Source organism: Streptomyces sp. NPDC046900, assembly GCF_040644975.1.
Classification (GTDB): Bacteria; Actinomycetota; Actinomycetes; order Streptomycetales; family Streptomycetaceae; genus Streptomyces.
This window is the reverse complement of sequence record NZ_JBEYXD010000009.1, coordinates 1-20,010: the sequence shown is the minus strand read 5'-3', so window position 1 is coordinate 20,010 and position 20,010 is coordinate 1. Positions and strand designations below refer to the sequence as shown.

Annotated in this window: 11 protein-coding genes; 8 read left to right on the top strand and 3 right to left on the bottom strand. The window is 70.5% G+C overall.

Annotation, left to right across the window (positions count from 1 at the left end; genetic code table 11):
* Positions 1-73 precede the first annotated feature (73 nt).
* Both ABZ904_RS11740 and ABZ904_RS11735 read right to left on the bottom strand, forming a co-directional pair.
* Entirely contained in the window at positions 74-1,276 is a 1,203-nt protein-coding gene (locus ABZ904_RS11740; RefSeq protein ID WP_361822712.1) for an Ig-like domain-containing protein, read from the bottom strand.
* A gap of 348 nt (positions 1,277-1,624) precedes the next feature.
* On the bottom strand, positions 1,625-2,833 hold the full coding sequence (locus ABZ904_RS11735) for an Ig-like domain-containing protein (RefSeq protein ID WP_361822709.1): 1,209 nt from the start codon (positions 2,831-2,833) through the stop codon (positions 1,625-1,627).
* Positions 2,834-3,104: 271 nt separating this feature from the next.
* Between ABZ904_RS11735 and glgX the strand changes: the two genes are divergently transcribed.
* From glgX to ABZ904_RS11700, 7 genes are all read left to right on the top strand, one after another.
* A complete protein-coding gene (glgX, locus tag ABZ904_RS11730) occupies positions 3,105-5,366 on the top strand; it encodes a glycogen debranching protein GlgX (protein ID WP_361822706.1) in 2,262 nt (753 codons plus the stop codon).
* Between the two features lie 151 nt (positions 5,367-5,517).
* Positions 5,518-7,311 carry an ABC transporter ATP-binding protein gene (locus ABZ904_RS11725; protein ID WP_359395094.1) on the top strand — a complete coding sequence of 598 codons (1,794 nt, stop codon included), beginning with the start codon at positions 5,518-5,520 and terminating at the stop codon, positions 7,309-7,311.
* Entirely contained in the window at positions 7,308-9,233 is a 1,926-nt protein-coding gene (locus ABZ904_RS11720; RefSeq protein ID WP_359395096.1) for an ABC transporter ATP-binding protein, read from the top strand. Before ABZ904_RS11725 ends, ABZ904_RS11720 begins: the two co-directional genes overlap by 4 nt.
* Positions 9,234-9,366: 133 nt before the next feature.
* Positions 9,367-9,612 carry a helix-turn-helix domain-containing protein gene (locus tag ABZ904_RS11715; protein ID WP_359395098.1) on the top strand — a complete coding sequence of 82 codons (246 nt, stop codon included), beginning with the start codon at positions 9,367-9,369 and terminating at the stop codon, positions 9,610-9,612.
* Between the two features lie 274 nt (positions 9,613-9,886).
* Positions 9,887-11,929, top strand: a complete 2,043-nt coding sequence (locus ABZ904_RS11710; protein WP_361822702.1) for a M4 family metallopeptidase — start codon at positions 9,887-9,889, stop codon at positions 11,927-11,929.
* 242 nt (positions 11,930-12,171) lie between these two features.
* A complete protein-coding gene (locus ABZ904_RS11705; RefSeq protein ID WP_361822699.1) occupies positions 12,172-13,842 on the top strand; it encodes a M4 family metallopeptidase in 1,671 nt (556 codons plus the stop codon).
* A gap of 69 nt (positions 13,843-13,911) precedes the next feature.
* Entirely contained in the window at positions 13,912-14,427 is a 516-nt protein-coding gene (locus tag ABZ904_RS11700) for a DUF1990 domain-containing protein (RefSeq protein ID WP_359395104.1), read from the top strand.
* A gap of 47 nt (positions 14,428-14,474) precedes the next feature.
* On the opposite strand, the gene ABZ904_RS11695 is transcribed toward ABZ904_RS11700, so the two are convergent.
* Positions 14,475-17,099, bottom strand: a complete 2,625-nt coding sequence (locus ABZ904_RS11695) for a glycosyltransferase family 1 protein (RefSeq protein WP_361822696.1) — start codon at positions 17,097-17,099, stop codon at positions 14,475-14,477.
* Between the two features lie 816 nt (positions 17,100-17,915).
* Between ABZ904_RS11695 and ABZ904_RS11690 the strand changes: the two genes are divergently transcribed.
* The coding region (locus tag ABZ904_RS11690) for a maltotransferase domain-containing protein (RefSeq protein WP_361822693.1) at positions 17,916-20,010 on the top strand (2,095 nt) is incomplete at its 3' end.

Here is a 20,010-nt window from a genome sequence, read left to right as displayed (position 1 = left end):
CGGGCACTAACGACCCCGGGCCCGGTGTGCTCGCTCACAGCGGCACACCGGGCCCGGGGTCACCGGATCGGGCCTACTTGATCCACTCGCTCCAGGGCATGTTCCAGCCGTTGAGCCCGTTGTCCGGGGAGACCGTCCTGTCGTTGGAGTGCTGCACGACCACGACGTCACCGATCATCGAGTTGTTGTAGAACCAGGCGGCCGGCACCGACTTGTCGTAGCCGCCGCGCACATCGCGCAGACCGACGCAGCCGTGGCTCGCGTTGTAGTTGCCGAAGGCTCCGCCGCCCCAGTAGTTGCCGTGGATGAAGGTGCCGGAGTCGGTCAGGCGCTCGGCGTGCGGTACGTCCTTGATGTCGTACTCGCCGCCGTAGCCGACGGTCTCGCCGTTCATCCGGGTCACGACCAGGCGCTCGCTGATGACCATCTGGCCGTTCCAGGTGTCGTAGCCCGGCTTGCCGGTGGTCACGGAGAGGGTCTTGAGGACCTTGCCGTCGCGCTTGACGACCATCTTGTGGGTCTTGGCGTCGACGGTGGAGACCTGGCTGCGGCCGATGGTGAAGTACATGGTCTTGGCCTGCTTGCCGTAGACACCGGGCCGGCCCTCGACGCCGTCCAGGTTGAGGCTGACGGTGACCTTGGTGCCGGCCTTCCAGTACTTCTCGGGCCGGAAGTCGAGCCGGTCGTTGCCGAACCAGTGGCCGCGGACGTCGACGGCCGGCTCGGTCTTGATGGAGATGGCCTTCTCCACGTCGTCCGGGTGGGTGATGCCCCGGGTGAACCGGATCGAGAACGGCATCCCGACACCGACCGTGGAACCGTCCTCGGGGGTGAAGTTGCCGATGAAGGTGTTCTGCGGAGTCAGCGTGGTGAAGGAGGACTCCTCGGCGGAGGTCAGCCCCGCGGAGTCCTTGGCCACCGCGTGCACCTTGTACGTGGTGGCCGCTGCGAGGTGCGTGGAGGGCGTCCAGGTCGCACCCCCGCCGGATATCGCCCCGGTGACCTCGTGACCCTTGGAGTCCTCGACCTTGACCTCGGTCAGCTTGCCCTTGGCCGCCGTCACCTTCAGGGCACCGCTCGTGTCCACGGCCTTGGCCCCGTCCTTCGGGGCTATCGTGACCACGGCCTGCGACTGCTTGCTCGCGGCCTTGGCCGACTCATGACCCTTGCCGTCGGCGGTGGTCGCCCCCGAGTGCCCGCCCCCGCCGCACGCGGTGGCGGTGACCAGAAGGGCGCCCAATATCAGCGCCGACAGTCCTTTCCGTCCCGTACGCATCCGCGTACCAACCGACGCCCCCGATATCGGTCGCCCGTTCACGTTCTTTCTCCCCTCGCACGGCCTGCTGAGGCCCGCACCCCGCCAGTTTTCCCCGCCCCAGAACCGGCCGAACCGGTGCCGCAACACCGATCGTGCTCGGCCCTCGGGGCTCTCTGCTCACTTGGTCTTCCGGCACCGGCGCGTCCCTGCGGCTACAGCTCGCGACACCCGCGTGCACTGCGCAAATTAATCACACCCCCTGCCCCGATGACTCCCCGCGATTGTCACTGTTCAGTCCCAAATCAGCGGCGTGCTCAGGCGCATTGGGGCCAATGGGTGCGCACCCCCCGCGCGCCCCCGGCCCGGCTACCGGATCGCGCTGCCCGACGTCCACTCGCTCCAGGTCATGTTCCATCCGCCCAGCCCGTTGTCGGGAGCGACCTTCTTGTCGTCGCTGTGCACGACCTCGATGACGTCGCCGACGAGACTGCGGTCGAAAAACCAGCGCGCGGGGGTCTCGGCACCGCCGCCCTTGACGTCCTTCAGACCGACGCAGCCATGGCTGACGTTGATGTGCCCGGGGGCGTTCGGGGCCCAGTAGTTGCCGTGCACGAAGGTGCCGGAGTCGGTCAGGCGCAGGGCGTGCGGGACGTCGGGGATGTCGTACTCGCCGCCGAAGCCGACCGTGCGGCCGTCCATGCGCGTGACCTCGAGCATCTCCATCACCACCATCTTCCCGTTGTACGTGGTGCTCTCGGGGGCACCCGCGGTGATCGGCACGGTGGCCACCAGCACGCCGCCGCGTCGGACCTGCATGGTGTGCGCCGCCGCGTCGACGAGCGAGACCTGGCTGCGGCCGATGGTGAAGTGGACGTCCTTGTACTGCCGTCCGTACACGCCGGGCGCACCCTCGACGTCGCGCAGCCGCAGGGCGACCGTGACCCGGGTGCCGGGGGTCCAGTACGTCGCGGGCCGGAAGTCGACGCGGTCCTCGCCGAACCAGTGCGGGCGGATCTCGACAGCGGGTCTTGAGGTCACCCGGATCGCGCGCTCGACGGCGGCACGGTTCTCGATCTTCCGGTTGAACTGCACGGAAACGATCATTCCGGTCCCCACGACGGCTCGGTTCTCCGGCATCAGGTACCCGATGAAGCGCTGGTCGGGGACGAAGGTGGTGAAGGTGGCGTGGCGGGCGGCACGATGACCGTCGCCGTCGTGGGCCACCGCGTCGACCGTGTATTTGGCGGCGAGGGTGAGTCGGGGGTCGTCCGGCTCCCAGACGAGGCCGTCACCGGAGAGATGGCCGGGCACCGGTGTGTCCTGACCGTCCAGGGACCTGACGACGGTCACCGACTCCAGGCGGCCGCTCGGCACCCGGACCCGCAGCCGCCGGCCAGCACGAACGTCCTTGCTGCCGTTGTCGGGAGAGACGCGGATGACCTCGTCGGGAGCGTGCGCCTTCCCGAGCAGGTCGTCGACCCCGTGCGAAGTGCAGCCTGTCAGGAGAGCAGCCCAGATCAGTGCCGCGGCCAGTGCGGCCCCTGCGCGCCGCGCGCGCGTCTGTACGTGCATCACGACGATCCCAACGACCCAGCCCGTGCTGGGGAAACGTGAGTGCGAGGCACGCTCTGGGCAGAACAGTGGGGAGGACGACGTGATGGGGAGCCGCGCCCGTGAGCCGCAGGGGCGTGCCGGAACCGAGAGGCCGAGCGTGCGAACGCCCTTGGGGCTGAGCACGGCCCGGCTTCCCGGCACCGGCTCCCCGGAGGCGAGCAAGCCAGGAAGAGGGCGGGGCACCGTGCGCCCTCTTTCCGTGTCGGCCCACCGAGCCGCGGGAGGCTGAGAGGTGTCCAGCGCAGCCGAGCAGGAGGCAGTGCAGGGGGAGCGGGCGGACGAGGAACGGTCCGCGCGCCCGGCCGCCGTGCTCGACGGCAGTCGGCAGAAGGTGCCGGCCGTGCCGTTGTGGCCGGGCGCGCCCACACCTCTCGGGGCGCGCTTCCGCGCGGGCCCGGACGGGGTCGTGGGCACCAACTTCGCGCTGTGGGCGGGCGGTGCCGAGGCGGTGGAGCTGTGTCTGTTCGACGGCCGGGGCGCCGACAGCCGGGAGACCCGGGTGCGGCTCACCGAGCTGACGCACGAGATCTGGCACGGTTTCGTGCCCGGAGTGATGCCCGGGCAGCGCTACGGCTACCGGGTGCACGGACGCTGGGACCCGTGGACCGGAGCGCGCTGGAACCCGGCGAAGCTGCTCCTCGACCCGTACGCGCGCGCGGTGGACGGCGACTTCGGCCTGCCGCCGGAGGTGTACGGCCATGTGCGGGACTGGCCGCAGCAGAGTGTCGCGGACACCGTGCGCGACGAACGGGACTCCGCGCCGCACGTCCCCAAGGGCGTGGTCGTGCACGATGACGACGACTGGGCGGACGACCGGCGCCCGAAGACCCCGTGGGCGGACTCGGTCATCTACGAGCTGCACGTCCGCGGTTTCACCCGGCTGCACCCGGACATCCCCGAGGAGCTGCGGGGCACCTACGCCGGTCTGGCGCACCCGGCGGCCGTCGACCATCTGGTGAAGCTGGGCGTGACGGCCGTGGAGCTGCTGCCTGTGCACCAGTTCGCGCACGAGGACCATCTGCTCAGAAGGGGATTGAAGAACTACTGGGGCTACAACTCGATCGGCTACTTCGCCCCGCACGCGGCGTACGCGGCCTCCGGCACAACGGGCCAGCAGGTCGGCGAGTTCAAGCGAATGGTGCGGGCGCTGCACTCGGCCGGCATCGAGGTCATCCTCGACGTGGTCTACAACCACACGGCGGAGGCGGGCGAACTGGGCCCGATGCTGTCCCTGAAGGGCATCGACAACCGCGGCTACTACCGGCTGCAGTCCGACGCCCGCCGGTACGCGGACTACACCGGCTGCGGCAACACGCTGCACGTGGTGCAGCCGCACGTCCTGCGGCTGATCACGGACTCCCTGCGCTACTGGGTGACGGAGATGGGCGTGGACGGCTTCCGCTTCGACCTGGCGGCGGCGCTGGCGCGGTCGATGCACGACGTCGACATGCTGTCCCCGTTCCTGGCGGTCATCGCCCAGGACCCGGTGCTGCACCGGGTGAAGCTGATCGCGGAACCGTGGGACGTGGGCTCGGGCGGCTACCAGGTCGGCGCCTTCCCGCCGCTGTGGACGGAGTGGAACGACCGCTACCGCAACGCCGTGCGGGACTTCTGGCGCGGTGCGCTGCCGGACGTACGGGACCTCGGGTACCGCCTGTCGGGGTCGAGCGACCTGTACGCGTGGGGCGGCCGGCGGCCCTACGCGTCGGTCAACTTCGTCACGGCGCACGACGGTTTCACACTGCGCGACCTGGTGTCGTACGAGCGGAAGCACAACGAGGCCAACGGCGAGGGCAACCGGGACGGTTCCGACGACAACCGCTCGTGGAACTGCGGCACGGAGGGCGAGACGGACGACGAGCGCGTGCGGGCCCTCAGACGACGGCAGTTGCGCAACCTGCTGACCACGCTGCTGCTGTCGACAGGGGTGCCGATGCTGGTGGCGGGCGACGAGATGGGCCGCACCCAGCGCGGGAACAACAACGCCTACTGCCAGGACAACGAGATCGGCTGGGTGGACTGGAGCCTGAAGGAGGAGCCCGGCTGGCGGGCGCTGTTCGAGCTCACCTCACGGCTGATCGAGCTGCGCCACCGCCATCCGGTGCTGCGCCGCCGGGCGTTCTTCTCCGGGCGGGCCCATTCGGCGGAGGGCCTGCGGGACCTGGCGTGGTTCACGGAACGCGGGGCCGAGATGACGGAACGCGACTGGTATGCGCCCGCGGCGACGCTGGGCATGTATCTCTCCGGCCGTGACATTCCGGGCCGCGACGCGCGGGGCGCGCCGGTGGTGGACGACAGCTTCCTCGCCGTCCTGCACGCCGGGGACCGCCAGGCGAGTTTCGTGCTGCCCGGTCCGCCGTGGGCACGGCGGTACGAACTGGTGGTGGACACCTCCCGCGAGGAGCAGACGCAGGCGCCGGGGACGGTGCACCGGGCGGGCACCACGGTGACGGTGCCGGCGCGGGCGGTCCTGCTGCTCCGGGTGGTGGACTGAGCGGAGGGGGACGCATGCGCAGGAGCACCGGCCGGCAGGCGGCCACGGCCTTACGGCCCGTCGAAGACCCAGGTCGTAGGTCCTCAGGCGGACGAGGGTCCGGCCAAAACTCGGTGGGCACTGTCAGTGCCGAACCGTAGGCTCGCCCCTGATGCCCACACAACGTGTAACACCCAAGGACCGTTCCGCCGTCCGGACGCTGCTTCGCCTGTGGCCGTACGTGCGGCCGGTGCGGACGCGGCTCTTCACGGCCGCGTTCATCGCGATCGTCGCGTCCTGCGTCGGCCTGGTGATCCCCCTCGTCCTGAAGTGGCTCGTGGACGGACCGGTGGCCGACCGGGACCCCGCGGGCGTATGGCTCGGGGCGCTGTACCTGCTGCTGCTCGGGATCGCCGAGGCGGTGCTGTTCGGGATACGGCGGTGGTTGGTGGCGCGGCCGCTGTCCCGGGTCGAGGCGGACATGCGGGCGGATCTGTACCGGCATCTGCAGCGGCTCCCGATCGCCTTCCACGATCGCTGGGCCTCGGGCCAGCTCCTGTCGCGGGGCACGACGGATCTGATGCTGGTGCGTATGTTCCTTGCCTTCCCGCTGACCTTCTTGCTGGTCAACGGGGTGACGATCCTGATCGGCGTGATCATCATGCTGGTCCAGGACTGGACGCTCGGACTGGTCATCCTGGGACCGGGCATCCCGGTCGTGGTCATGTGCGCGATCTTCGAGCGGCGGTACGCGCTGGTGGCGCGGCGGGCGCAGGACCAGGTGGGCGATCTGACGACGGTGGTCGAGGAGAGCGTGCTCGGCATCCGGATCATCAAGGGGTTCGGCCGCCACCGCAGCCAGGCGCGGGCGTTCGGTGAACTGTCGCGGACCCTGCGCGGCACGGAGCTGGAGAAGGCGCGGCTGCTCGCGTCGATCTGGGCGGTCATCGTCACCCTGCCGGAGGTGGCGATCGGGGCCGCGCTGGTGCTGGGCATCATCCAGGTGGCCAACGACGCGCTCTCCGCGGGGACCTTGGTGGCGTTCCTGTCCACGGCGCTCGCGCTGCGCTGGCCCGTCGACTCGATCGGGTTCCTGCTGGCGATGAGCCAGGAGGCGGCGACGGCGACGGAACGGTTCTTCGAAGTCATGGACGAGACGCCCGAGTCGGCACGGCCCGCGGCCCAGGACAGCCTGCCGCCGGAATCCGCGGACAGCGGGCTCCGGTTCCACGGCGTCCGGTTCCGGTACCCCGACGGCGCCGCCGACTCGCTCCCCGTTCTCGACCGCATCGACCTCCACATCCGCCCCGGCGAGACCATGGCACTCGTCGGTGCCACCGGCAGCGGGAAGACCACGCTCACCGCGCTCATCCCCCGGCTGCACGAGCTGACCTCGGGCCGTATCACGCTGGACGGCGAGGACATCACGGCCATGTCCCGCGACGACCTGCGGACGAGAGTGGCCGTCGCCTTCGAGGAGCCCACGCTCTTCTCCGCCACCGTCGGCGACAACGTTCTCATGGGCGCCCCGGGCACGGCCGGCGTGCAGGAGCTCGAGCGTGCCCTCGGCATCGCCCAGGCCGACTTCGCGTACGCCCTTCCGCAGGGCGCCCGCACCCAGGTCGGCGAGCAGGGCCTCAGCCTCTCCGGCGGCCAGCGGCAGCGACTCGCGCTCGCCCGCGCGGTCGTCGGCAGCCCCCGCTTCCTGGTCCTCGACGACCCCCTGTCCGCCCTGGACGTGCACACGGAGGCCGCGGTCGAGGCGGCTCTGCGCCAGGTGCTGAGCGGGACCACCGCCCTCGTCGTGGCGCACCGCCCGTCCACGGTCCTGCTCGCCGACCGCGTCGCCCTGCTCTCCGGCGGCCGCATCGCCGCCGTCGGCACCCACCAGGAACTGCTCCGCACGAACGCCGAGTACGCCCATCTGATGTCCGGAGACTCCGGGAACAGCGAGGAGGCCAGATGACGGCGCCCTTCCCCAAGCTCTCACCTTCGTCCGAGCAGCGGAGACCCCGGTCGACCGCGCCGAACGGCGAGGAGAACGGGGACAGCGAGGACGCGACCGGCAAACGGCCCGACCTGCCGCCCGCGGTCTCCGACGACCCCTTCGACCAGGACGCCCTGCCCACGCTCCCCGGCGCCACGGCCGCGCTGCTGCGCTCGCTGCTCGCCCCGCTGAGGGCCCGGGTCGTGGTGACCTGCCTGCTGCTCCTGCTCCAGCAGGCCGCGGTGCAGGTGGGCCCGCTGCTGGTGGCGTACGCCATCGACCGCGCCGTCCCGGCCTTCCGGCACCACGATCACGGCCCGCTCATCGCGGTGGCCGTGGCCTATCTGCTGTCCGCCCTGGCGGGCGGCGGGCTCCAGTACGTGTTCATCCGCGCCTCCGCCCGCGTCAACCAGGATGTGCTGCTCGAGCTGCGCGGCCGGATCTTCAAGCACGCCCAGGCACTGAGCGTCGACTTCCACGAGCGCTACACCTCGGGCCGGCTGATCTCCCGCTCCACGACGGACGTCGAGTCGCTGCGCGAACTGCTCGCCGAGGGCCTGCAGGAACTCGTCACGGTGATCCTGTCGTTCGTCTACATCTCGGCGATGCTGCTGTGGCTGGACCTCGGCCTCGGAGCGGTCGCGGTGGCGTCTTTCGTGCCGCTGTACGGGCTGGTGCGGATCTACCAGCGCCGGTCGGGCCGCATCTTCCGCCGCCGGTCCACCGCGATCGCCGCGGTCATCGTGAAGTTCGCGGAGACGATGAACGGCATCCGGCCGGTGCGCGCGTTCCGCCGCGAGGCGGCCAACGACGCCGCCTTCGCCGTCCTCAACGAGCGGCACGCACGGACCAACGGCGACGCGCTCCTGGAGATGGCCCGCTATGTCGTCGGTTCCCGGCTGGTGGCCAACACCGCGGTGGCCGGGATCGTGCTGTGGGGCGCGTACCGGGTGGCGGAGGGCTCGCTGGCGCTGGGCGTACTGGCGGCCTCGGTGCTCTACCTGCGGCGCCTGTACGACCCGATCGACCGGCTCGGGATGTTCCTCAACGCCTATCAGTCGGCGGCGGCCTCACTGGAGAAGATCGCGGGGCTGCTGGCGCAGACCCCTTCGGTGCCCGAGCCGTCCACCCCGGTGCGGCTGCCCGCACGGGAGGGCGAGCACCCGGGCCGCACGGTCGTCTTCGAGGACGTCCGCTTCGCGTACCGCACGGGCGGCGAGGTGCTGCCGAGGTTCTCGCTGACCCTGCCCGCCGGTCAGACGGTCGCGGTGGTCGGCGCGACGGGCGCCGGCAAGTCGACGCTCGCCAAACTGCTCGCCCGCTTCTACGACCCCACCGACGGCCGGGTCCTGCTGGACGGAGTGGACCTGCGCGACCTCGCCCTGTCCGGGCTGCGGCGCGGTGTCGTGATGGTGACCCAGGAGGCGTTCCTGTTCTCCGGCACGGTCGCCGACAACATCGCGATCGGCCGTCCCGACGCGAGCCGCGAGGAGATCGAGCAGGCGGCGAAGGCGATCGGCGCGCACGATTTCATCAGCGCGCTGCCCGAGGGCTACGACACCGACGTACGCAAGCGCGGCGGCCGGATCTCGGCGGGGCAGCGGCAACTCGTCGCGTTCGCCCGGGCATTGCTCGCGGACCCGGCCGTCCTGATCCTCGACGAGGCGACCAGCTCCCTGGACATCCCCGGGGAACGGGCCGTGCAGCGGGCGATGGAGACGGTGCTGCGCGGCCGCACGGCCGTCGTGATCGCCCACCGGCTGTCGACGGTGGAGATCGCGGACCGCGTCCTGGTCATGGAGGGCGGCCGCATCGTGGAGGACGGCAGCCCGGCCGAACTGATCGCGGGCACCGGTCGGTTCGCGGATCTGCACCGGGCGTGGCGGGACAGTCTGGCCTGAGCGGACGCGGTGCGGTCTTGCGGACAGGGCCGTGCAGACGTGCTCCGTACCGTCCGGCATGGGGCGGTACGGAGCACGGGCGGGTCCTCGGTCTTCGCGTCGCTCACCGCGGGCCCGGTCAGCCGCCTAGGGCGTGGACCTCGTTCACGATCGTGCGCATCTGCGGTGCCGACTTCTGGGCGACCTGGTGCGCACCGGGCTCACATACTTCGCCTGCGACGGCAGCCTCGCCCGTATTGCCACGGCGCTCTACATCCACGTCAACACCCTCTACCAGCGCATCGACCGGATCTCGGCACTGCTCGGCCCGCAATGGCGCCACGGCGACCGGGCCCTGCAGGTGCATCCGGCCCTGAAGACCCACCTGGCCTCCGCCTGAACCGGCCCTGCAACACGAACGGTTCGTATACCGAACACGACCTCCCGGCCAACGAACGATTCCGGACAAGTTCTTGACGCGCTCCTGACAGGAAGCGGCGTCCTCTGGCACGCTTCCCACGGCCGCTTCACAGCAACCCCACAGCTTTCCCGCTGTGCGGTGGCCCGTCACCTTCATGCACCTGGTTCCGCGTTCCGCCTGTTCTGCCCGGACGGCTGACTTCCGTCCGGTCTCCCCTGGCCGCGCGATCCGCGGCCATGCAGAAGGAGTCAGTGTGAGCAGCAGTTCCTCTCGCAGACGCACCTCCCACACCCCCGCGCGGCGCGCCGCAGCCGTCGCCCTCGTCGGCGTGTCCGCCCTGCTGGCCGCCGCCGTCCAGTCCGGCGCCGCGCATGCCGCCCCGACCGGCCCCGCCGCCGGCAAGGCCGACCCCGCGCACATGGCCCTGAAGCTCTCGCCCTCGCAGCGCGCCGAGCTGATCCGCGACGCCGACGCGGCGAAGGCGGACACCGCCCGGGCGATAGGCCTCGGAGCGCAGGAGAAGCTGACCGTCCGTGACGTGGTCAAGGACGGCGACGGCACCCTGCACACGCGCTACGAGCGCACCTACGCGGGCCTTCCGGTCCTCGGCGGCGACCTGGTCGTGGACACGGCCAAGTCCGGCGCGACCGAGCGGGTCGTCAAGGCCACGACGGCCACCATCAAGGTCGCCTCGCTCACGCCGGCCGTCAGCGCCGCCAAGGCCGAGAAGCAGGCGCTGTCCGTCGCACGGGCGGCGGGCTCGGCGAAGACGGAGGCCGACCACACGCCCCGCAAGGTGATCTGGGCGGCGAGCGGCAAGCCGGTCCTGGCGTACGAGACGGTGATCGGCGGGTTCCAGGACGACGGGAGCCCGAACGAACTGCACGTCATCAGCGACGCGGCCACCGGCAAGGAGCTCTTCCGGTACCAGGGCATCAAGAACGGCATCGGCAACACCCAATACAGCGGCCAGGTCACCCTGACCACCACGCAGTCGGGTTCGACGTACACGCTGAACGACGGCTCGCGCGGCGGCCACAAGACGTACAACCTCAACCGCGGCACGTCCGGCACCGGCACGCTGTTCTCGCAGTCGAACGACACCTGGGGCAACGGCACCACGTCGAACGCCGCGACCGCGGGCGCAGACGCGCACTACGGCGCCGCGACCACCTGGGACTTCTACAAGAGCACCTTCGGTCGCAGCGGCATCAGGAACGACGGCAAGGCCGCGTACTCCCGCGTCCACTACGGCAACTCGTACGTGAACGCGTTCTGGGACGACAGCTGCTTCTGCATGACCTACGGCGACGGCTCGGCCAACGCGGACCCGCTGACGGCCCTGGACGTGGCGGGCCACGAGATGAGCCACGGTGTCACCTCCAACACCGCGGGCCTGAACTACTCCGGCGAGTCCGGCGGCCTGAACGAGGCCACCTCGGACATCTTCGGCACCGGCGTGGAGTTCTACGCCAACAACGCCTCCGACCCCGGTGACTACCTCATCGGCGAGAAGATCGACATCAACGGCGACGGCACCCCGCTGCGCTACATGGACAAGCCCAGCAAGGACGGCGCGTCCAAGGACAGCTGGTACTCGGGGATCGGGTCGATCGACGTCCACTACTCGTCGGGCCCCGCGAACCACTTCTTCTACCTGCTCAGCGAGGGCAGCGGCGCCAAGGTCATCAACGGCGTCAGCTACAACTCGCCGACGGCGGACGGCCTCCCGGTCACCGGTATCGGCCGCGACAAGGCGCTGCAGATCTGGTACCGGGCGCTCACCACCAAGTTCACCTCGACCACCAACTACGCGGCGGCGCGCACCGGCACGCTCGCGGCGGCGGGCGAGCTGTACGGCACCACCAGCGCCGAGTACAAGGCGGTGCAGGACGCGTGGGCGGCCGTCGCGGTCGGCTCCCGCTCCGGCGGGGGCGGCGGTGGCGGGACCTCGTACGAGAACACGACCCCGCTGTCCATTCCGGACAACGGACCCGCGGTCACCTCGTCGATCGCCGTGTCCGGCAGGACCGGAAACGCGCCGAGCAACCTCCAGGTGACCGTGGACATCACCCACACCTGGCGGGGTGACCTGGTGATCGATCTGGTGGGTCCCTCGGGCGCCTCGTACCGCCTGAAGAACTTCAGCTCCTCCGACTCGGCGGACAACGTGAACGCCACCTACACCGTCAACGCCTCGTCCGAAACGGCCAACGGGACCTGGAAGTTGAAGGTCCAGGACCAGGCGAGGCTGGACACCGGCAAGCTGAACAGCTGGAAGCTCACCTTCCCGTAGACCGCACGGGGAAGCGGCATGGACAGGGCGCCGTCCCGGGGTCACGACACCCCGGGGCGGCGCCCGTTCACATTTCCGCAATTTCACTCGGCTGTCTTTTTTCAGCCAACATCACGTCGGAGTCCTGACATGTACGCGACTTAAGTGTCACTCTTCCACCGCACGGCTCACCCGCACCGCAACTTCATTCCGTCCGTACGGCCACCCCACGCCGCATGGGCGCCCCCACAGAAGGAGCTTGCGTGACTCCCCTCTACGCGCGTCACAAGCGCACCACTCTCGCCGTCGCCACCGCCGTCGCCGCCGGAGCCCTGCTCACCACCGGTCTGAGCACGGGTGCCGCCTCCGCCCAGGTCCCCGCCTCCCCGGCCGGCACAAGCGCCAAGCCGCTCGCCGCCGCCCCGCTCGCGCTGTCCGCGGCCGCGCGTACCTCCCTCATCAAGGAGGCCCAGGCCGGCGCGTCCGAGACGGCCCGGAAGATAGGCCTGGGCGTCAAGGAGCAGCTGGTCGTCAAGGACGTCGTGAAGGACGCCGACGGAACCGTCCACACCCGCTACGAGCGCACCTACGCGGGTCTGCCGGTGCTCAGCGGCGACCTCGTCGTCCACGAGTCCGGGTCCGGCAGGACCGAGGGGGTGACCCGGGCGAACAAGGCGGCCATCAAGGTGGCCTCGCTCAAACCGCAGATCACCGCGGCCAAGGCCGAGAAGCAGGCCGTGACGGCCGCGCGGTCGGTGGGCTCGGCGAGGACGGCCGCCGACGCCGCGCCGCGCAAGGTCGTCTGGGCCGGCTCGGGCACTCCGGTCCTCGCGTACGAGACGGTCGTCGGCGGACTGCAGGACGACGGCACCCCGAACCAGCTCCACGTCATCACGGACGCCGCCACCGGCAAGAAGCTGTTCGAGTACCAGGGCATCGAGACCGGCACCGGCAAGAGCCTGTACTCGGGCACGGTCACCCTGAACACCACCCTGTCGGGCTCGTCCTACCAGCTGAACGACACCACGCGCGGCGGCCACAAGACGTACAACAAGGCGAACGGCACCAGCTCCTCCGCGGGCACCCTGTTCACCGACGCCGACGACACCTGGGGCACCGGGTCGGCCTCCAGCTCCACCACCGACCAGACCGCGGCCGTCGACGCCGCCTACGGCGCCCAGGTGACCTGGGACTTCTACAAGAACGCCTTCGGCCGCAGCGGCATCAAGAACGACGGCAAGGCCGCCTACTCCCGCGTCCACTACGGCAACTCGTACGTGAACGCGTTCTGGGACGACAGCTGCTTCTGCATGACCTACGGCGACGGGTCCGGGAACACGCACCCGCTGACCTCGCTGGACGTGGCCGGCCACGAGATGAGCCACGGCGTCACCTCCAACACCGCGGGCCTGAACTACTCCGGCGAGTCCGGCGGCCTGAACGAGGCCACCTCGGACATCTTCGGCACCGGCGTGGAGTTCTACGCCAACAACGCCTCCGACCCCGGTGACTACCTCATCGGCGAGAAGATCAACATCAACGGCGACGGCACCCCGCTGCGCTACATGGACAAGCCCAGCAAGGACGGCGGCTCCGCCGACTACTGGTCCTCGTCCGTCGGCAACCTCGACGTGCACTACTCGTCCGGTGTCGCGAACCACTTCTTCTACCTCCTCTCGGAGGGCAGCGGCGCCAAGACCGTCAACGGGGTCAGCTACAACTCCCCGACGTCCAACGGCTCCACCGTCACCGGCATCGGCCGCGCCAAGGCGCTGCAGATCTGGTACAAGGCACTGACGACGTACTTCACGTCGACGACCAACTACAAGTCCGCCCGCACGGGCACCCTCTCCGCGGCGGCCGCCCTCTACGGCTCCGGCAGCGCGGAGTACAACGCGGTGGCGGCGGCCTGGTCCGCGGTCAATGTGAGCTAGTACGCACAGAGCGACACAGCGGCCCCCGGCGCGAAGGCAGCACAGGGGGCCGCCCTACGCTGGGGTCTCATGTCACTGGCGGACTTCACCTATGAGGATGTCGGCGCGACCCGCGAGCCCGGTCACTGTCCCGACGGCTTCCGCGCCCTGCACGTCCGCACGCGGATCGGCGAGGGCCAGGAGGTCTTCGACCGGGCGTCCGAGGCGCTCCTCGGCTGGGAGATGCACCGGGCGCTGGGCGTCGGCGTCCAGGTCGACGCGGAGCGGGCGGCCCCGGGCGTGGACGTCACCGTCACCCTGGCCGGTGTGATCAAGGCCCCGTGTCGGGTGGTCTGGACGGTGGAGGAACACCGCCGCACGGGCTGGGCCTACGGCACACTGCCGGGCCACCCCGAGTGCGGCGAGGAGGCGTTCGTCGTGGACCGCACCGGGGACGGCACGGTCTGGCTGACGGTCATGGGCTTCAGCCGCCCGGCCAAGTGGTACGCGAAGGCAGTCGGCCCGGCGGCCCGCGGATTCCAGCAGGCATACGCCCGACGCTGCGGAGCGGCTATGCGCCGGCTGTGCGCGACGGAGGAGGCCTGACGGCCGCACCTCCGCCGCGCCGAGAGATCAGTCACGGAAGCGCGTCCTCACCGCATCAGCACCCCTGCGGCCTCGGCCAGCTCCTCCGCCGGTACCGCCACCAGGCCCAGCTCCGCGCCCGACGCGAGCAACCGGTGGGCCGGAAGAATCCGGACCGTACAGCCGAATGGACCCGTCCGATCCAGTGACAGCGGGCCCTCGTACACCCAGCGGCCGTCCGCGTCCGGAGCCTCCGCCGGTTTCAGCGCCGTCGCCGTCGCGTCCTCGAGGCGGTCGTCCGTGTCGACGCGCCCCGAGACCGCCTGGACCTCCACGTCGTCGGGCCCCAGGTCGCCGAGACCGACTCGGACGCGCAGCGAGAGCGTCGTGCCCAGTTCCGCCGTCGCCGTCGCGGCCGAGGTCTCCACATGGTCGACCGTCACACCCGGCCAGGCCGCCCGGACCCGCGCCTTCCAGCCCGCCAGCTCCCGGGCCGCGTCCGCCGTCATCGCCCGGTGCGCATGGGCCGCCGGGGTGTACAGGCGCTCCACGTACTCGCGCACCATCCGCCCGGCGAGCACCTTCGGCCCCAGGTTCATGAGGGTCTGGCGGACCATCTCGATCCAGCGGTCCGGCAGCCCGCCCCGGCCCCGCTCGTAGAAGCGCGGCGCCACCCGCTGCTCCAGCAGGTCGTACAGCGCCGCCGCCTCCAGGTCGTCGCGCCGGTCCTCGTCCGTTCCCACGCCGTCGGCGGTGGGGATCGCCCAGCCGAAGTCCGGCTGGTACCACTCGTCCCACCAGCCGTCCAGGACGGAGAGGTTGAGGCAGCCGTTGAGTGCCGCCTTCATACCGCTCGTCCCGCAGGCCTCCAGCGGGCGCAGAGGGTTGTTCAGCCAGACGTCGCAGCCGGGGTAGAGCTTCTGCGCCATCGCCATACCGTAGTCGGGCAGGAAGACGATGCGGTGGCGCACACGAGGGTCGTCCGCGAACCGGACCAGCTCCTGGATCAGTCGCTTCCCGCCGTCGTCCGCCGGGTGCGCCTTGCCGGCCACCACGATCTGGACAGGGCGCTCCGGATGCAGCAGCAGCTCCATCAGCCGGTCCCGGTCGCGCAGCATCAGTGTCAGGCGCTTGTACGACGGCACCCGGCGGGCGAAGCCGATCGTCAGCACGTCGGGGTCCAGCACTCCGTCGATCCAGCCGAGTTCGGCCGTCCCGGCGCCGCGCTGCCGCCAGGAGGCGTACAGCCGCTCCCGCACCTCCAGCACCAGCTGCTCGCGCAGCACCCGGCGCAGGTCCCAGATCTCCTGGCCGGCGATCTCCGCGATCGCGTCCCAGCGTTCGGAACCGCCCACCGTCATGGCGTCCTCGGTGCGTTCGGCGCCGATCTGCCGCGCCCCGAGCCGGAACACCTCCGGCGCCACCCAGGTCGGCGCGTGCACCCCGTTGGTCACGGACGTGATCGGCACCTCGTCCGCGTCGAATCCCGGCCAGAGGCCCGAGAACATCTGCCGGCTGACATTGCCGTGCAGCAGGGAGACGCCGTTGGCACGCTGGCCCAGCCTCAGGCCCATCACGGCCATGTTGAACAGGTTCGGCTCGCCGCCCGGGTACGTCTCCATCCCGAGCCGCAGGATCCGCCCCACCTCGATCCGCTCGAGTTCCGCGCCGGGTCCGAAGTGCCGGGCCACCAGTTCCCGGTCGAAGCGGTCGATGCCGGCCGGGACGGGTGTGTGGGTGGTGAAGACCGTTCCTGCCCGCACCGCCTCCAGGGCCGAGTCGAAGTCGAGGCCGGCGTCGGACAGCTCGGCGATCCGCTCCAGGCCGAGGAAGCCGGCGTGGCCCTCGTTGGTGTGGAACACCTCGGGCTCGGGGTGCCCGGTCAGCCGGCAGTACGTGCGCACCGCGCGTACCCCGCCGATGCCCAGCAGCATCTCCTGGAGCAGCCGGTGCTCGCTGCCGCCGCCGTACAGCCGGTCGGTGACGCCCCGCTCGCCGAGGGCGTTCTCCTCCACGTCCGAGTCGAGCATCAGCAGCGGTACCCGGCCCACCTGTGCGAGCCAGATACGGGCCTGCAGCCGTCGGCCGCCGGGCAGGCCGAGCGAGACCTGGGCGGGGGTGCCGTCGGGCTCGCGCAGGGGCACCACGGGCAGTTCGTTCGGGTCGAGCACCGGATAGTGCTCCTGTTGCCAGCCGTCCCGCGAGAGGGTCTGCCGGAAGTAGCCGTGCCGGTACAGCAGTCCGACGCCGATCAGCGGGACGCCGAGGTCGCTGGCCGCCTTCAGATGGTCGCCGGCGAGGATGCCGAGGCCGCCGGAGTACTGGGGCAGCGCCGCCGTGATGCCGAACTCGGGCGAGAAGTAGGCGACGGCGGCGGGGAGATCGGAGCCGGACGCGCGGGACTGGTACCAGCGGTCGCCGGTCACATAGTCGGCCAGATCGTCGGTGGCCGCGGCGAGACGGCGCAGGAAGCGACGGTCCTCGGCGAGCACCGCGAGCCGGGCGGGAGGCACGCTCCCCAGCAGCCGCACCGGGTCGCCGCCGGAGGACGCCCATCGCTCGGGGTCGACGGACTGGAAGAGGTCACGGGTCTCCGCATGCCACGACCAGCGCAGATTGCGCGCCAGATCGCTCAGCGGGTGAAGGGCTTCGGGGAGGACGGGACGTACGGTGAACCTGCGGATGGCCTTCACGAGTTCCACCTTCACGGGGGACGTACGCGGAGTGTCACCCCCGACGGTACGCCGCGCGGCAAGGGCGCGTTTCGCTTCCCGAGGGGTTCGCAGGCAGCCGCGGTCGCGGTGAACGGACCCCGGAAGCGGCGCTCCGGAACCCCGCTCGGGCCCGAACGGCCCGGTCCTCACGCGCCGGACGGGCCGCGATCGCCCGGCCGCTCCCCCTCGCCGGCTCCTGCGCGAGCGGTCCAAAAAAACAACGCAACCTTTACATGCCGAGGAGGGCTGATATGACCGGTTCCGCCCTCCCGGTCGACGGGCGGCCTCACCTCACACGAAAGCCCTCCCACGGGCGTACCGGCCGCGACAGGAAGCCCCGATCCGGGTGAACTTCTGCCCGACGGTGCCGACTCGTCGATGACGACCGCGCACGTCGCGGGCGCCTTCGCACTCCGTCCCGCCGGCCGCTGCCGGGCTCCCGCGGCGCTGGTGAGCCGGGCGCTCATGAGCGTGCGGTCTCCGGCACGGTCAAGGGCACCGGCGCCCGATCACCGAACAGGCCGACGCAAGTGGACAATCCTTGACCGCGCCCGACCGGGCACGCGTAAACAAGAATTAACCGGACACGCGTAACGTTGCCGGCCTCGCCCCTCCAGCAGGCGGGACCGGACATTTTCTCGCTGTTACGGATGCGGCCGGTCTTGAAGGTAGACATACGCGTGAGTAGTTAAGAAAGTGCCGGAATGCCCACCCCCGCAGGGTGGAAGGCTCCTCCGGTACCTCGCCTTCCGGCACCCTCATCCGCCACCGACGTTGACGCGGACAGGAGCGGTCATGCCCCCGACGCACCACTCGCCGGAATCCCCGGCAACCGGTTCATCCTCGACACAGCAGACCGACACCGTGCCCTCCGCTCCGCGGACACCCTCCGCGGGCCCGAGTCCCACCCCGACCCCGCAAGCCGGTCCCGCTGTGGGACGGATCCCCGTGCTGGACGTACGCCCCCTCGTCCTCCAGGGCCGCCGCCCGGCGAAGGCGGTGGTGGGCGAGGAGTTCGAGATCTCCGCGACGGTCTTCCGCGAGGGCCACGACGCCGTCGCCGCCGACGTCGTGCTCACGGACCCGCAGGGGCGCCCCGGTCCCTGGACGCCGATGCGTGAGCTCGCCCCCGGCACCGACCGCTGGGGCGCCACCGTCTCCGTGGCGAGCGAGGGCCGTTGGACCTACGCCGTGGAGGGATGGGGCGATCCGGTCGCCACTTGGCGGCACCACGCGGAGATCAAGATCCCGGCCGGGATCGACACCGAACTGGTCCTGGAGGAAGGCGCACGGCACTACGAGCGCGCGGCCGCCGGCGTCCCGGACGGCGAGGCCGGGCGGGACGTGCTCCTCGCCGCGGTGGACGCCCTGCGCGACACCGGACGTCCTGCCTCGTCCCGTCTGGCGGCGGCGTTGACGCCCGAGGTGGAGGGGGTGTTGGGCCGGTTTCCGTTGCGGGAGTTGGTGACGTCCTCGGAGGCGTTGCCGTTGGTGGTGGAGCGGGAGCGGGCGTTGTTCGGGTCGTGGTACGAGTTCTTCCCGCGGTCGGAGGGGACGGCGGAGTGTGCGCACGGCACGTTCCGGTCGGCGGCGCGGCGGTTGCCGGTGATCGCGGACATGGGCTTCGACGTGGTGTATCTGCCGCCGGTGCATCCGATCGGGACGACGTTCCGCAAGGGGCCGAACAACACGTTGTCGGCGGGTGCGGGGGATGTGGGGGTGCCGTGGGCGATCGGGTCGCCGGAGGGCGGGCACGATGCGGTGCACCCGGAGCTGGGGACGGTGGAGGACTTCGCATGGTTCGTTGAGCGGGCGCGGTCCCTGGGGCTTGAGGTGGCGCTGGATTTCGCGTTGCAGTGTTCGCCGGATCATCCGTGGGTGGGCAAGCATCCGGAGTGGTTCCGGCAGCGGGTGGACGGGTCGATCGCGTATGCGGAGAACCCGCCGAAGAAGTATCAGGACATCTATCCGGTCTATTTCGATGGGGACCTTGAGGGTCTGGTGGCGGAGACGCTGCGGGTCCTGCGGTTCTGGATGGGGCTGGGGGTGCGGATCTTCCGGGTGGACAATCCGCACACCAAGCCGGTGGTGTTCTGGGAGCGGGTGATCGGGGAGGTCAACGGCACGGATCCGGATGTGATCTTCCTGGCGGAGGCGTTCACGCGGCCGGCGATGATGCACACGCTGGCCAGGGCCGGTTTCCAGCAGTCGTACACGTATTTCACCTGGCGGAACACGAAGCAGGAACTGACGGAGTATCTGAGCGAGTTGTCGGGTGAGGCGGCGGCGTACATGCGGCCGAACCTGTTCGTGAACACTCCGGACATTCTGCACGCGTATCTGCAGCACGGGGGGCGGCCGGCGTTCGAGGTGCGGGCGGTGCTGGCGGCGACGCTGTCGCCGACGTGGGGGATGTACTCGGGGTTCGAGCTGTGTGAGAACGTGCCACTGCGCGAGGGCAGCGAGGAGTATCTGGACTCGGAGAAGTACCAGTTGCGGCCCAGGGACTGGGAGGCGGCCGAGCGCGAGGGCCGCACCATCACACCGCTGATCACGCGGCTGAACCGGGTGAGGCGGGCTCATCCGGCGCTGCGGCAGCTGCGCGACCTGCACTTTCATCATGCGGACAAGGACGAGGTGATCGTCTACTCGAAGCGTGCGGGTTCGAACACGGTTGTGGTGGTGGTCAACCTGGATCCGCACCACACCCAGGAGGCGACGGTTTCGTTGGACATGCCGCGACTCGGCCTGGACTGGCACGAGAGCGTGCCGGTGCGTGATGAGCTCACCGGTGCCACCTACCACTGGGGCAGGACCAATTATGTGCGGCTTGTGCCGGGTGAGAGTCCGGCGCATGTGCTCAGTGTTCTGCGACCGTCCTCACCGCAGA